At 58.3% G+C, this 13,973-nt stretch carries 13 protein-coding genes; 5 read left to right on the forward strand and 8 right to left on the reverse strand.

The features are described from left to right. Window positions 1-40: 40 nt before the first annotated feature. The 5 genes from Q3Y53_RS00745 to Q3Y53_RS00765 all read right to left on the reverse strand — a co-directional run bounded on the left by Q3Y53_RS00745 (window position 41) and on the right by Q3Y53_RS00765 (window position 5,377). Window positions 41-1,228, reverse strand: coding sequence for a glycosyltransferase (locus tag Q3Y53_RS00745; RefSeq protein ID WP_303531730.1), 1,188 nt, complete (start codon window positions 1,226-1,228; stop codon window positions 41-43). Further along, complete coding sequence (locus Q3Y53_RS00750; RefSeq protein ID WP_303531733.1) at window positions 1,228-3,066, reverse strand: ABC transporter ATP-binding protein; 1,839 nt, start codon at window positions 3,064-3,066, stop codon at window positions 1,228-1,230. Before Q3Y53_RS00750 ends, Q3Y53_RS00745 begins: the two co-directional genes overlap by 1 nt. 66 nt (window positions 3,067-3,132) lie before the next feature. Then, window positions 3,133-4,170, reverse strand: coding sequence for a glycosyltransferase (locus Q3Y53_RS00755; protein ID WP_303531736.1), 1,038 nt, complete (start codon window positions 4,168-4,170; stop codon window positions 3,133-3,135). A 10-nt stretch (window positions 4,171-4,180) separates the two neighbouring features. Continuing rightward, entirely contained in the window at window positions 4,181-4,894 is a 714-nt protein-coding gene (locus Q3Y53_RS00760; protein ID WP_226424884.1) for a heme oxygenase (biliverdin-producing), read from the reverse strand. Between the two features lie 75 nt (window positions 4,895-4,969). Continuing rightward, a complete protein-coding gene (locus Q3Y53_RS00765; RefSeq protein ID WP_303531738.1) occupies window positions 4,970-5,377 on the reverse strand; it encodes a hypothetical protein in 408 nt (135 codons plus the stop codon). Between the two features lie 113 nt (window positions 5,378-5,490). On the opposite strand from Q3Y53_RS00765, the gene Q3Y53_RS00770 reads away from it, so the two are divergent. Next, entirely contained in the window at window positions 5,491-6,246 is a 756-nt protein-coding gene (locus tag Q3Y53_RS00770; RefSeq protein ID WP_303531741.1) for a 5'-methylthioadenosine/adenosylhomocysteine nucleosidase, read from the forward strand. Continuing rightward, a complete protein-coding gene (locus tag Q3Y53_RS00775; RefSeq protein WP_368506425.1) occupies window positions 6,246-7,451 on the forward strand; it encodes a ChbG/HpnK family deacetylase in 1,206 nt (401 codons plus the stop codon). The genes Q3Y53_RS00770 and Q3Y53_RS00775 overlap by 1 nt, the downstream gene beginning before the upstream one ends. A 31-nt stretch (window positions 7,452-7,482) precedes the next feature. On the opposite strand, the gene Q3Y53_RS00780 is transcribed toward Q3Y53_RS00775, so the two are convergent. Both Q3Y53_RS00780 and Q3Y53_RS00785 read right to left on the reverse strand, forming a co-directional pair. Further along, a complete protein-coding gene (locus tag Q3Y53_RS00780) occupies window positions 7,483-8,001 on the reverse strand; it encodes a methyltransferase domain-containing protein (protein WP_303531746.1) in 519 nt (172 codons plus the stop codon). A gap of 27 nt (window positions 8,002-8,028) precedes the next feature. Beyond that, window positions 8,029-8,979: a glycosyltransferase family 2 protein gene (locus Q3Y53_RS00785; protein ID WP_303531748.1), complete on the reverse strand. Its 951-nt coding sequence runs from the start codon at window positions 8,977-8,979 to the stop codon at window positions 8,029-8,031. 82 nt (window positions 8,980-9,061) lie between these two features. Here Q3Y53_RS00785 and Q3Y53_RS00790 point away from each other — a divergent pair, with 82 nt between their 5' ends. The 3 genes from Q3Y53_RS00790 (at window position 9,062) to Q3Y53_RS00800 (ending at window position 12,716) form a co-directional block, all read left to right on the forward strand. Continuing rightward, entirely contained in the window at window positions 9,062-10,486 is a 1,425-nt protein-coding gene (locus Q3Y53_RS00790; RefSeq protein WP_303531749.1) for an NADP-dependent isocitrate dehydrogenase, read from the forward strand. Between the two features lie 21 nt (window positions 10,487-10,507). Then, complete coding sequence (locus Q3Y53_RS00795; protein WP_303531752.1) at window positions 10,508-11,230, forward strand: sulfotransferase family 2 domain-containing protein; 723 nt, start codon at window positions 10,508-10,510, stop codon at window positions 11,228-11,230. 106 nt (window positions 11,231-11,336) lie between these two features. Beyond that, a complete protein-coding gene (locus Q3Y53_RS00800; protein ID WP_303531753.1) occupies window positions 11,337-12,716 on the forward strand; it encodes a (Fe-S)-binding protein in 1,380 nt (459 codons plus the stop codon). Here Q3Y53_RS00800 and Q3Y53_RS00805 read toward each other — a convergent pair. Next, window positions 12,615-13,961 carry a four-carbon acid sugar kinase family protein gene (locus Q3Y53_RS00805; RefSeq protein WP_303531755.1) on the reverse strand — a complete coding sequence of 449 codons (1,347 nt, stop codon included), beginning with the start codon at window positions 13,959-13,961 and terminating at the stop codon, window positions 12,615-12,617. The genes Q3Y53_RS00800 and Q3Y53_RS00805 overlap by 102 nt on opposite strands. Window positions 13,962-13,973 lie beyond the last annotated feature (12 nt).

The following is a 13,973-nucleotide window of genomic DNA, read 5'->3' on the forward strand; positions in this document are numbered from 1 at the left end:
CATTTCTTGAAAGCAGCTAGCTGTCGAGAGAGCTGCTCCTTCATCCAGCGCATTCCGCTTGAGAACGCAGCAACTTCAGCATGCGACGCGTGCGACCGGCGTAGGTGTAACCGTCGATCCCAGTCAATCGCTTTTCAAGGCTGGGCCCTTCTCCACCCAGCACCCGTTGGAGCTGCTGGCTGAACTCCAAAGGATCCGGTGGGCAGAGGCTGCAAATCGCTTCGAAGGAACGCAGAGCGTGAATCCGTGTGGATACCACTGGCAAACCAGCGAAAAGATACTCAAAAAATTTCATCGGGAACATTGCCCGGGTGTAGCCGTTGCACTGCAGTGGCAGCCAGGCGCACTGAAAGGCAGCCAAAAACCTCGGGAGTTGGCTGTAGGGCTTGGGGCCGAGCCAATGCACATTGCTGAGGCCAAACAACTGAGAAAGATCGGTGCTGGGCTCCCCCTCTGACTGTGGGCCAATAAAAACGAAGTGCCACTCAGGGTGGCGGAGGGCAACAGCGCGGATCAAGCCAAAATCAAGTTTATAGCTGCTGATCGCGCCAACAAAACCAATTTTGGGCTCAGGGATTCCCGCCAACTCAGGCGGATCAACAAACCCTGGGGCCTGACGCAGCGCAATTGAGGCTGAAAAATGATCCCGATCCGCCACATTAGGCTCATAACAAATTTTATCCGTATGCCTGGCCAGTTGCTCAGCGAGATACGGCGACGTAGTGAAGACCTGATCGACAACATGACACAAACGTGCTTCCTGTGATTCGATCAAACTCTTCGGCATGCAGGGTTGCTCTTGAACAGCATCAACTGCGTGATAAACCGATAGTTCGAACCCCTTTAACGGCAGATAAAGCAACGTCAACGGGTTGTACGTCCAGAGCCAAGGGGAGCGGAAGCGCAGCAACCAACAAGCGATTGAGATACTCAAATGCACAACCATGCGGTTCAGGCGAAGCGAAACCCCACGGGAGCCCCCCGGCAACACCAACGGCGATAACACCCAGATCCCCGGTCGCACAGCCCGCACAAAGCGCAGTCCGAGAAACAGCCTCCGAAGAATCCTTCTGAAATCCTGAGTTTTGACCTGAACTGAGCGCAAGCCGAGGGATTCAACGTACAGAACACGCTCACCTTCAGCCGCTAATGCACAGGCAACGTGCTGTTTATTTGTCCAGAGTGGGTGATCCCAATCCGCCGTAGAGAGCAGAACGATATCTGCCATCAAGTATTTTCAATGCGATACATATCTCTGAACGTCTCGGAGGACTCGCAAAGAGAGACAAAATCACCCTGAGCATGAATCCTGCCATTTTCGATCTCGACAATTCGATCACACTTTTTGACCGTCGATAAGCGATGGGCGATGACAATCGTTGTGCATCGACGCCCAACCAGATCCAAGGCCTGGAGAACATCATGCTCCGTCCTGTTATCGAGAGCACTCGTCGCTTCATCCAGAACAAGAACTTTGGCCCCACGGTAAAAAGCTCGCGCTAGAGCAAGACGCTGACGCTGCCCCCCAGACAATTTCACGCCATTCTCACCAATCATGGTGTAAAGCCCGTACGGCATTTGAGCAACAACATCATCGAACTGAGCTGTTTTCAAAGCCGCCCAAATATCTTCATCATCGATCAAATCGTTGTCCAATCCAAAAGCAACATTATCGCGAATACTTCCATCAAAAAGACGAATATCCTGCGGAACCAAAGCGCAATTAGCCTGCCATGCTGGCAAGTCTTGCGCACTCACAGGAATGCCATCAAGCATGAGCTCGCCTGACGATGGCTTGAGCAATCCAAGCAGAAGATGAGCAATCGTTGTTTTTCCACTTCCGGTGCGCCCAACCAGAGCAAAACGAGATCCAATCGGAATAGATATATTGATAGAATCAAGAATTAATTTTTCACTCCGGCGATACGAAAAACTGACATCCTTCAACTGGATAAGTCTGCGGGGCAACAGCCCTTCCGGAGTTGGAACTCCAGGAGAAGACAACAGAAGTCGCTCAGACTTCAGATCCAACAAGTCCAGTGCATCTTTAATCTCAGGAAGACCACCACGCAAACGATTCAGACTGCGGAACGTGTTCTGGAGTGGCCCAGAAATCTTCAGCAGTGTGAACATGATTGCGAATAAATCTGGAATCGCATTACGCACATCGCTCGGGTCTCCATTCAAAACTGCCGGAGCCAAACCAACCAAGAAAAGAATCGAGATGCCAGCAGGCTCGATCAAAAAACGAGGAACATCGGGCAACAAACGTGTTAATCGATCGTACCGCTTTGCGATGACTCCATCGGAAGAAAAGCGAGTCACAAAATATTTGTCAGCGGAATACAGGTGAACATCACGAATAGATCGCAATGACTCCATAAGCAAAAGATTGATGCGGCGGCCATAACGGACGCGTTGCTTGGTGGCCAACCTCAGATATGGAGTGATAAGAACTGAAGCCAGCGCGTAGGCCATCAGCATGAGCAAGAAGATGGCCAAAGCCTGATATCCAAGGACAAAAACAACCCCAATCAGCAATGACGTCACCGACAAGGCATTACCAGCAATCGCGATCAAAGGAATGACAACTTTCGTCGAAACACTGTTTAGTATTCGATTGAATTTTTCAGAGAGATTGGCCGTGCGATTTTCAATAAAAAATTCATATCGCTGCTGAAGAACATTTTGGTACACCTGATTGACAAGGTCATTCCATATTTCTGCACTCAAGAGGCTTTGCATCAAAGACACAAGAAAGCGCACGAAAGACGTGAGCCAGAAGGAAGCAATCAACAAGGCCAACAACCAACCCGTTTGATCTAAAATCCCCCCACCAAAAACCCAAATTCCAGGCAAACGGTCAGCAAGTTTTGCACCTGAAAAAAGGCCCACAAATCGGGCCAAAAAAGCAATCAGAAGGAGATCAAGAATCCCCTGAAAGAACGAGGCAAGGAGAACAAAACCAACCAACCGCTTCCTCTGTGCCGGCAACTTACCCAGCAACGCCGAAATATCTTTCCAGGTCTGACTCTGCAGCGAAAATCTTGGAAACTGACGGCTCATCTTTCCCAAGCCAGAACCGACGCATCAACCTCTTCAATGACCGTACGCGTCAGGGATCAGGCTGAACTAGCGGGAAGGCCAGCCGGGCAACCGATTGACCACTCGCTGCAGCCGAGCGAGCAGTTGCTGCAGTTGCAACCGCCACGTGGGAGGGCTGTTCAGCGGTGGTCCCGATGCATCCTCAAGGGCATCCAGTTGAGCGAAGGCGTTACGCCAGCGGTCCAACAACGCAGTTTCTGAACACTCCTGAAGAAGAGCCTCCAAGCGATCGTCCGCGGGGCGCCAACGCTGCGGCGAAGCAACAGCAGCCTTGATCCGTTCAAGGTCGAAACGCAGTCGGCCACAACCGATCTGATGCACGGTCTGACCGGGGTCGCCGTAGTCGGCCAAAGCATGATTCAGGCTGCTGAACACAACGCAGCCGCAGGCCAATGCCTCTAGCGGCGGCAACCCAAAACCCTCAGTCACGCCGCGGCCGCGCCAATACTCCGCTGAGTCGTAGAGGTACACCGTGGAGCGGTTGAACAGATCCACCAAGTCATCCACCCAGCCTGTCTGCACCTCCACCTCAAGACCCGCCTGCCGCAACGCCGGCACCAGTTGCTTCAGCACATAGGGACTGCTCTTGCGGGCCTGCACCAGCACATCGATCGGTCGACGATGACGGGCCGAACGGTCGCCACGGTTGAGCCAGGCCTGGTCCAGGGCATTCGGAACTAGGAACAGGGGATTGCGGGGAGCCTTGTTCCCCCAATAGCCCAAGGTGTTGCGGCTGACAGCCAACACAGGAACCCCTGGCGGCAAGCCAAATCCGTACTGACTGCTGTGGGCGTGATACACCACCCGGCGGCCATTCAAGCGCCTGATCAAGCCAGGAACGTCAAAGCCCCAACTCACCACCCAAAGGACCTGTGCACTGGGAGGCTCTTGGCGAAGGCAGTCGTCCAAGTACGGATGATCGACGGAACGTTCGCGATAGGTGACCAGTTCTGTTGAGCACAGATTCGCCACCAATCGAGCGGTCTGCTGTTCGACGCTGAGCCCACCACAACGAAAGCGACGGCTGATCCCTGGGACCAGAAAACGAATCAGTTGGGTGGGCACCAGTGAAAACTCAAGCGGCTGCAGCCTCGGTACTGCCTGCCCGCTGTCGGCGGGTGAGGAAACCAAACAGCACTTTGCCAATGGCTGCAACAAGATTGCCTTCCAGTTCCTTGAACATGTTCATGTTCAGGTGGAAAGCATGATTGGCTTCTTCGACGATGCGGTCGGCTGTGGCCTGATCGATCGGAAGACTATCCATCGCAGCGCGGTAGTTGGTCTTGAACGCCTTCTCATCGGCGATGTCATCGAAGACGTAGAAACGAAGACCGTCGTCACCATCCATATTCATCGCTTTCTGAGCGATGTTTTTGAGGATCTGACCACCAGAGAGATCACCGAGATAACGGGTGTAGTGATGGCCAACCAAGAGCTCAGGGGACTCCTTCGCTACGGCATGAATCCGTTCAACGTAAGCCGCTGCGGACGGAGACGGTTGAATCTGCTCTTTCCAACCCGCACCGAAGTAATAGGTGAGGTCTTGCTCGAGAGATTCACGACGATTGAGCTCTTTCTTGCCAATCGGTCCGACAATCGGATGATCACCCAACTTGTCGATCTCTTCTTCCATCGCCTCGTAGACGAAGTAGAGGTCTGCAACAAGCTTGCGATAGCTGGATTTGTCGACGACACCCTTCAGGAAGCAGCTCACAAAGCCGGTGTTCTCGGCCATGGTGTGCGACTTTTTCGTGCCTTCACGAATCTGGGCAGCCAGTGCAACGGACATGAATGCTTGTGATTGGACCGATAGGAGGACCCTATAAGCAGTCCACGTCAGGGTGGCCACGAGCGTTGCGAAGGGTTACGCCGCTGTATCGGACGAAGCATTCCGATCAAACAGTTCGAACAGCTCGCGACAGATCTGCTGAAGCTGCTTCACCTGATGCTGCTGGGGCAGGTGGGGGCCTTCCGGTAACCATTCACCGACCGTGGCGAGACGCCAGCGTTCACCGTCGTAGGTCATGCCCCGCATCAACACCCCCAGCAGGCGCAGCTGGTCATCACCGCGCTCCGCGCAAATCCGCAATTGCATCAGCAAACTGCGGCATTCCAATCGCGGACTCCAGCCAGGGAAGTGAAAGGAAAGGTCGAGTGATTCCGTTTCACTCCACTGTCGGGTCTGCGGGTCGTCCCGCCAGGGGCTGAGGTTGGCCTGCGCAGCCGGAAACTGACGGCGAACAAGGGTGATCGTGGAAGCCAGTGCTCGCATCCGGGCAACGCTATGTACCGACTCGCCCGCGTTCACTGCAACCTCCTGATTCCGCACAGTGTGCAGGGAGAAGCAAGAGGTCGCCGTTACGGTTGCACGAGGTTTACGAAACCATGACGCAACCGCTGCACCTCGGCCTGCTGGGCGCCATGCCTGAGGAGATCGGCTCGGATCTCAGCCACCTCAAGAATCTGAGCTGCAGCGACCATGGCGACCTAAGGATCCACAGAGGTTCGTGGGGCGACACGGTGCGCCTCAGCCTGGCCTGGAGCGGCTGGGGCAAGGTGAGCGCCGCACGGGCCGCCACACGCCTGCTCGCCAGCGATCCCAGCATCGATCTGCTGGTGTTCACCGGCGTGGCCGGAGCTGCGGATCCGGCCCTGCAGCAATGGGATGTGGTGTTAGCCGATGCCGTGGTGCAGCACGACATGGATGCCCGACCCCTGTTCCCACGCTTCACGCTGCCAGCGCTGAACCGGGACCGACTCCAACCGCAGCAGGCCTGGTTCGACTGGGCCAAAACCGCTCTGCTGGAGGCCCACAGCGCCGGCGACCTGGACGGTTTCGCACAGCCCAGCAGTGGTCTGATCGCCACGGGGGATCGCTTCATTGGCGATCCGGCTTTGCTGCAAGCGCTGCGGGACGCTCTCCCCGACCTGCGGGCCGTTGAGATGGAAGGCGCCGCCGTCGCACAGGTGGCCGAGCAAGAGGGCGTCCCCTGGCTGGTGCTGCGGGTGATTTCCGATGGTGCCGATGAGGCGGCCGCCGAGAGCTTCGAAGACTTCGTCAAGCGCTACGAACAGCAGGCCTGGCGGCTGATTGAGGCCCTACTGAAGCGCTGCAACGCCACGCCCCAACAATGCGCATGATGACTGCGCTGAGCCGCTTGCTGCGCTATGGCGTGGTGGGAGGCACAGCCGCAGCCGTTCACATTGGTGTGCTGCTGCTGTTGGGCCAGTGGATGAGCCTGATTCTGGCCAACCCCATCGCCTTCCTGGCCGCCTCAGTGGCGGGTTATCTCGGCCATGCCCTGCTGACCTTCAGGGAGGAGACGGGGGGTCGCCAGTTCGCGCGGCGCTGGCTGCTGCTGCAGTACGTCGTCAACATCAGTGTCTGCGCACTGCTGCCGCTGCTCCAGGCTCCGACCCTTGTGCTGGTGTTCACACCCACAGTGCTGAACGCCCTGATCTGGAGCCGAGCGGCCCGGTTCAGTGCCAAGGCCCGTCAGCAAGAAAGCGGCCAACCACCGCTGCTCCACGCCGACGACCTCGGCCTGGCAGAGGGCGTGGATGCGGCCATCCTCGATCTCGCCCAAAGCGGACAGCTTCGAGGCGCCAGCCTTCTGGTGAATGGTCCCAGTGCGGCCGATGCCATAGAGGCCTGGCGCAACCTCGCCGAGCCACCGCCTCTCACCCTGCACCTCTGCCTGACCGAAGGGCATCGTCTGGCCAAATGCCCGGATCTGCCGAGCGGATTCGGCACCTTGCTGCTGGCTTCGCTCCTGCCCTGGCAGCGCCGACGCATCGCCCCCCAGCTGCGCATGGTTCTGCAGCAGCAGATCAGCCGCTACCGCCAACTCACAGGCCTGAGCCAGATCCGCCTCGATGGCCACCAGCACATCCACCTTGTGCCCCTGGTGCTGGATGTCGTGCTGGATCTAGCCCCTTCCGAATCGATCAACTGGGTGCGCACGACGCGGGAACCCTTGCCGGAAGGTCTATCGCTCAGGCTTTGGTGGCGCAGCCTGCAGACAGGCGGCCTGATCAAGTGGCTGGTTCTGCAGCTGCTGAGCGGGCTGGCGATCCCCCGTCTGCGCCGGGCTGGCCTTGAAACCAACCGGCACTTCGCCGGGGTGTTGTTCAGTGGATCGATGTTCGGAACAGCGTTTCGCCGCAGCTGGGAAACGGCCTACAGCTCCAGCACGATCCATCCAGATGCCCAGCCCATTGTGCTGATCCACCCAGCCAAGATCGATGCTTCAGCGGGCATGGACCAGGAGGAATTTCAGCAGTCTGTGGCCTTTTTCAACTCAACCAACCGTCAAAGGGAGTGGATATCAGCACAACAACTCTGAAACCAACAGGACCAACCCTGCAATTCATTAATCAAGGATTGAGAGCAGTAATTCTCATGTCACGAGGTTCACGCAACTTGAACTGAGCAGGCTCCTGCTTGGCCTGTTGGAAGCCAGCTTCTTGAAGCACAGCCATTAGAGACTCAGGCGTGTAGGCCCATTTGTGACACATCAATGGGTCCTTCCAGGATGGATCGCCATACAAGGGCCACATCGACATCTGACCGGCCTTTCCGGGCTGGCTCCGCATTGCAGGGTTCTCAACAATCATCTGACAGGCATACAGAAGGTTGGGACATTCAAGAATCAGCTTCCCGCCAGGCTTCAACAACCTTCTCCAGCTTTTTAACAAAGGAATGACTTCCCAATAGTAAAAATGCTCGATAACATGTACAGCGAGAATTTCATCAGCAACAGAAGATTTTATCTTTCGAAGATCTCGAATATCGGCATTTACATCAGGCTGTTTACCAGCTCGAGACGAGACAGTGTCAACATTCACATAGCCCGGAAGTATTTTATCGCCACACCCTAAATTGAGTTTAACCACCAATATTTGAAAGCATTTAAAAGCACTTTACTCCTCTTGGCTGCATTTCTGGTGAATGGCTCGGACGAAATAGTGCGGACGCCGTTTGACGTCGATGTAGATCCGGCCGATGTATTCACCCAACACGCCGATGCCAATCAGCTGGATCCCCCCCAGGAACAGAACGGCCACGATCAATGAGGCGTAGCCCGGCAGGTCGACACCAAAAACCAGGGTGCGCAGCACGATCAGGGCGGCATAGACAAAGCTCAGGAAGGAAATCAGCACACCGATCACGCCCCACACCTTCAAGGGCTTCACGGTGAACGAAAAGATGCCGTCCAAGGCATAGCGCCAGAGCTTGAGGGAGCTCCAGGAGGTGGTGCCACTAACCCGGGCCACACGGCTGTAGGCGATCTCCTCGCTGCGGTAGCCGGTCCAGGGCATCAACCCTTTGGAGAAGCGCGTGGCCTCGCGCAACTGGGTCACCGCCTCCACCACTGGAGCACTCAAGAGTCGAAAATCGCCAGCCCCCTCTTGAAGCTGGATGGAATCCACCAGACGGTTGAACACTCGATAAAACCAGGAGGCCGTGGCCACCTTCACCAGCCCTTCGGCATCGCGGTCATCCCGGACCGCGGTGACCACCTCAGCGCCGTTGCGCCAGGCCTGCACCATCGCCGGAATCCGCTCCGGCGGGTGTTGCAGATCGGAATCGATCAGCACTGCAGCGGCACAGCGGCCGTTGGCGTAGTCCAGCCCCGCCAGCATCGCCGCTTCCTTACCGAAATTACGGGTAAGTTCCAACAGGGTGACGGCCTGGTCGGCATGGCTCTTCTGCCAGGCACGGATCACCGCCACCGTGGCATCGGACGATCCGTCATCAATGAGCAGCAGATGGTCCACCTCCTGCAAGGCCGTGACCCGCTCCATAAAGGTGCTGATGACCTCAGCTTCGTTGAAGCAGGCCGCTACCACCCACACCTGCTCGCTGGCCATTGATGCGCGGTCTGCACTGCAGTGAACCGTAGGTCTCCCGGCTCAGTCATAGGCTCGGCCTACTGACGCCCGACCAACCGCCATGGCCCAGTTCGAGAAGCTCACCGCCCCCAGCCAGGGCACACCAATCCGCTTCGAGAACGGTCAGCCCGTGGTGGCCGACAACCCGATCATCCCCTTCATCCGAGGTGATGGCACCGGCGTAGACATCTGGCCCGCAACGCAGAAGGTGCTGGATGCGGCCGTGGCCAAGGCCTACGGCAGCAGCAAGAGCATCGAATGGTTCAAGGTGTACGCCGGCGATGAGGCCTGCGACCTCTATGGCACCTACCAGTACCTGCCTGAGGACACCCTCGAGGCAATCCGCGCCTACGGCGTGGCCATCAAAGGCCCCCTCACCACGCCTGTGGGCGGCGGCATCCGTTCGCTGAACGTAGCCCTGAGACAGATCTTTGATCTGTATTCCTGCGTGCGCCCCTGCCGTTACTACGAGGGCACCCCAAGCCCCCACAAGCGTCCCCAGGATTTGGATGTGATCGTCTACCGGGAGAACACCGAAGACATCTACATGGGGGTGGAATGGGAAGCCGATGACGCCGTCGGCCAGGAGCTGCGAAAGCATCTCAATGAAGTGGTCATCCCCGCCAACGGCAAGCTGGGCAAGCGCCAGATCCCCGAAGGATCCGGCATCGGCATCAAACCCGTGAGCAAACACGGCAGCCAGCGCCACATCCGCAAGGCGATCCAACACGCCCTACGCCTGGAAGGCGACAAGCGTCACGTAACCCTGGTGCACAAGGGCAACATCATGAAGTTCACGGAAGGGGCCTTCCGTGACTGGGGCTATGAACTGGCCACCACCGAATTCCGCGACGTGTGCATCACCGAGCGGGAAAGCTGGATCCTCGGCAACCTCGAGAAGGATCCCAACCTGAGCGTGCAGGCCAACGGCCGGATGATTGAGCCGGGTTACGACAGCCTCACTCCTGAGAAAAAGGCCGACATCGATGCCGAGGTGCAAGCGGTGCTCGATGCCATTGGCAGCAGCCACGGCGGCGGCAAGTGGAAGGAGATGGTGCTGGTGGACGACCGCATCGCCGACAGCATCTTTCAGCAGATCCAGACCCGCCCCCAGGAGTATTCGATCCTCGCCACGCTCAACCTCAACGGCGACTACATCTCCGATGCCGCAGCTGCGATGGTGGGCGGTCTGGGAATGGCCCCCGGCGCCAACATCGGCGAGAACGCTGCCATCTTCGAAGCCACCCACGGCACGGCCCCGAAACATGCCGGCCTCGATCGGATCAACCCGGGCTCGGTCATCCTCAGCGGCGTGATGATGCTGGAGTTCCTTGGCTGGCAGGAGGCTGCTGATCTGGTGACCAAAGGTCTCAGTGCCGCCATCGCCGACAAGCAGGTCACCTACGACCTAGCGCGATTGATGGAACCCCAGGTGGATCCGGTGAGCTGCAGCGGTTTCGCCGAAGCAGTCATCGCCCGTTTCTGAACACTCAACAGCAGGTCATCTGTGATCATCAATCACTCGAAGAAATTCATATTTTTTGCCAACCGAAAGACAGCATCAACATCGACAGCTATTGCGCTATCGAGCAGCTGCAATCACAAAGATGTGATTACGCCCTTAGGTCGAGACGAGAAAATTCGCAAAGAACTTGGCTACCAGGGGCCCACCAATTTCATTCCCTGGTGGAACAAAGTGAATTATTTTGCTATCAAGGCAAAATGCAAAATACAGAAAAAAGGCGTCAGCCGGTACCTCAAATCAATTGGCCTACACACACATATTGAAGCAACAACCGCCCTCAGCAAGAATTACATCAGCGCATCGACGCTCGAGAGCTATTACAGCTTCTGCTTTATTCGCAACCCATGGGACCATGCGCTGTCCCAGTTTTTTGAACTCAAAAAAGACCAGAGACTGCAAACTCTCGACCTGGACACCTTCATCGAAGGAGGAATGCTGGAGAAGTTCGCAAAGTCATGCCGATCAATCTACACCTACGAAGGGAATATTCTGGTCAAACGCTTGTATCGCTACGAAAACCTCCAGGAAACAGTCGACAGCATTTTCAACGACCTCAACCTGACGGGGAACCCACAACTCCCCACAGCCAAGTCGAACTTGCGTACTGATAAAAGACCCTATAAAGACTTACTCGATTTCAACCAAAAAAATAAAATTGAGCACATCTTTGCCCAGGAAATTGAATGGGGAAAATATCAATTTTAAAGAGCTTCAAGAGCGAAACCGTTCTAATGAGGAAGCCTGAGCCAAACAAACAACGATTTTTCTTCAAACCCAGCCGTCCGCGGGCCGATCGACCCAGACTCTGCCCATGAGCCAGCCAGCACCTGCCGAGCCTGCGACCAGTACCCTCCCCGGTCTGCCGCCCGGCGCCGCTGACCCCTGCGTGCACTGCGGCTTCTGCCTGCCCACCTGTGCCAGCTATCGCGTGTTGGCCAGTGAGATGGACTCCCCCCGCGGTCGCATCCATGCTCTGCGGGCGATCGAGGCCGGTGAGCTGGAACTGGATGCCACGGTGGCCAGCCATTTCGACACCTGCCTGGGCTGCTTCGCCTGCGTTTCCGCTTGTCCTTCAGGAGTCCGCTACGACCAGCTAATCGAGGCCACCCGGCCCAAGCTGAATCAGACCAACCACCGCAGCAGCTGGCAGACCAGCTTCCGCAAGCTGCTACTGCAAGTGCTGCCCTACCCCAAGCGCTTGCGGGCCCTGCTCCAACCCCTGAGGGCCTACGCCAGCACACCACTCCAAGGCCTGGCCCGCCGCTCAGGTCTCACCCGTCTGTTCGGGCCGGAGATCGAAGCGATGGAGCAACTACTGCCCCCCCTGATATCAGAAAGCTTCAGCGACCAACTGCCCCAGATCAATCCCGCCAGCGGGGAATGCCGAGGCCGCGTAGCGCTGTTGCTGGGCTGCGTGCAGCGCTGCTTCGATCCCAGCGTGAGCAACGCAACGGTGAAAGTGTTGCAGGCCAACGGTTTTGAGGTGGTGATTCCGCCGGACCAGGGCTGCTGTGGGGCGGTGAGCCATCACCAGGGGGAGCTGGAGCTCACCCGCGAACTAGCGACGGACCTCGTCCGCAGCATGAATTCCGTTGAGGGAGATCTGGATGCGGTGCTGGTGGCCGCTTCAGGCTGTGGCCACACGATGAAGGCCTATGGCGAGCTGCTGAACGGCAAGGCTTCATTTCGGGCTCCGGTGCTGGATGTGCAGGAATTCCTGGCTGACCGCGGCCTCGTGGAGACGTTCCGCGCCCAACTGCAACCTCTCCCCGGCGTGGTGGCCATGCATGACGCCTGCCACATGATTCACGGCCAGGGGATCCAGGCCCAGCCCCGCCAGCTGCTGCGCGCCATCCCCGGCATTCAGCTGCGGGAAGCGACCGAAGCGGGGGTGTGCTGCGGCAGCGCCGGCATCTACAACCTGGTGCAACCGGAGGAAGCCGCCGAACTGGGCCGGATCAAGGCCGATGATCTCAGCGGCACCGGCGCTGAATGGGTGGCCAGCGCCAACATTGGTTGCACCCTGCAGCTGCGGCGACACCTGGGCGATCGGGCCCAGGTGCAGCACCCGATGGAACTGCTGGCCGCCTCAGCCGGGCTCCATCCTCTGCCAGGCGTCACGCAGGGTGTCGGCACCACCGAGATTGCCGGGGAAGGTGAGAATCGGCACTCCGCTGCAGAGTCCCGCTGAGGGGCGCACCAGCGACAGCCCCGGCAGCAGCTGGCCTTCCAACTGCACCGACTCGAGGGCCAGGCCCCTGGCCAGCAGTGTCTGGGTGGTGATGCCGCCTTTGCTGATCAGATAACCCAGATCAGGAGCGAGAGATGCCGCGAGTCGCCCCATCAACTCGGCCAGAGCGCAGGACAAGCGCCGGCCCTCCTGCTCTGAAGCACAGCGCAGCTCACCACGGCTGGTGAACAACACCGGCGTAAGACCTGCCTTAAGCAGCGCTCGCAACTGCTGCAGCCAGACCCGCTCCAGATCGGCCAGCAGCAGATCAGGTGTCGGGCCCTCCAGCACCCGAGCGATGCGCGGCACCGGCAGCTCAACCCCTTGGCATCCCGGTTCCGCCAGCAGCAGCTCCAGTTGCTGATCCGCCAAGGGCACGTGGGAACCCACCATCACCAGTCCAGGCAGAGGCGTTCCATCGCAAGCCGAGCGCCGCAACCCCGCCAGGCCCTCGGGATCAAGCGGCGGCGGTCCGGGATCCGCCAGAGCCTTCACCATGCTGGCGGCGGAGCGAAACAGAAACCGTTTCTCCCTCTGCAGGGCGCGCACCGCTGCGGCCAGTGCGTTGAGTTGCTCCTGCCGCTCGGCATCCACAACTACCGCTGCATTGCCTTGGAGACCACGCAGGCGATCGATCAACAGCGGCAGCCCCGCAGCACAGGCGGCATCAAGGTCGCGGCCACTAATCCGCTGCACTGACGCCGCGGCAATGGCGCCATTGCTTTTCTCCTCCAGCCAGTGGGCCAGATCACTGCTGCTGAACCCAAACAGCCGGTCCTGGGCAAACGGCGTGGTGTGCACCGGTTCCCCGTGGAGGAGATGCACCCCGTTCACGGTGGTGCGTCCCCCTTCCAAGAACGCCGGAACGTGGAGCGTGGCATCAAAGGGCCCGAAGGACGCCTGCAAGACCTCAGGTTCCAGCACCCCATGACCGCGCAAGGTGGAATCCCCGCGACTCACCAGCAGCACCTGATCACGCGCCAACCCCTCCCGGTGCAGCGCGTGATCCAAGGCCGCCGCAATATCGCGGTTGCGTTCCGCTGCATCCGTTGGCGTCAGCGCCCGGGTGTCGGCCAGCAGAAACAACAAGGGCGACGCATGGCGCAGCCCCCGGCGCAGGCTGTCGACATCCCAACGCAAAAGCAGCGGACAGCTGTGCACCGTCTGCGAGCCGGTGGGATCGTCGTCAATGACCACAACCTTCATGGCACCATCGTG

This window comes from Synechococcus sp. YX-04-1 (assembly GCF_030546365.1).
Taxonomy (GTDB): Bacteria; Cyanobacteriota; Cyanobacteriia; order PCC-6307; family Cyanobiaceae; genus Parasynechococcus.

Excerpts from the sequence above, each read along its gene's own strand:
- Q3Y53_RS00745 (WP_303531730.1), bottom strand. The coding sequence starts at position 1,228 with ATGGCAGATATCGTTCTGCTCTCTACGGCGGATTGGGATCACCCACTC.
- Q3Y53_RS00750 (WP_303531733.1), bottom strand. The coding sequence starts at position 3,066 with ATGAGCCGTCAGTTTCCAAGATTTTCGCTGCAGAGTCAGACCTGGAAA.
- Q3Y53_RS00760 (WP_226424884.1), bottom strand. The coding sequence starts at position 4,894 with ATGTCCGTTGCACTGGCTGCCCAGATTCGTGAAGGCACGAAAAAGTCG.
- Q3Y53_RS00765 (WP_303531738.1), bottom strand. The coding sequence starts at position 5,377 with ATGCGAGCACTGGCTTCCACGATCACCCTTGTTCGCCGTCAGTTTCCG.
- Q3Y53_RS00770 (WP_303531741.1), top strand. The coding sequence starts at position 5,491 with ATGACGCAACCGCTGCACCTCGGCCTGCTGGGCGCCATGCCTGAGGAG.
- Q3Y53_RS00775 (WP_368506425.1), top strand. The coding sequence starts at position 6,246 with ATGACTGCGCTGAGCCGCTTGCTGCGCTATGGCGTGGTGGGAGGCACA.
- Q3Y53_RS00785 (WP_303531748.1), bottom strand. The coding sequence starts at position 8,979 with ATGGCCAGCGAGCAGGTGTGGGTGGTAGCGGCCTGCTTCAACGAAGCT.
- Q3Y53_RS00790 (WP_303531749.1), top strand. The coding sequence starts at position 9,062 with ATGGCCCAGTTCGAGAAGCTCACCGCCCCCAGCCAGGGCACACCAATC.
- Q3Y53_RS00800 (WP_303531753.1), top strand. The coding sequence starts at position 11,337 with ATGAGCCAGCCAGCACCTGCCGAGCCTGCGACCAGTACCCTCCCCGGT.
- Q3Y53_RS00805 (WP_303531755.1), bottom strand. The coding sequence starts at position 13,961 with ATGAAGGTTGTGGTCATTGACGACGATCCCACCGGCTCGCAGACGGTG.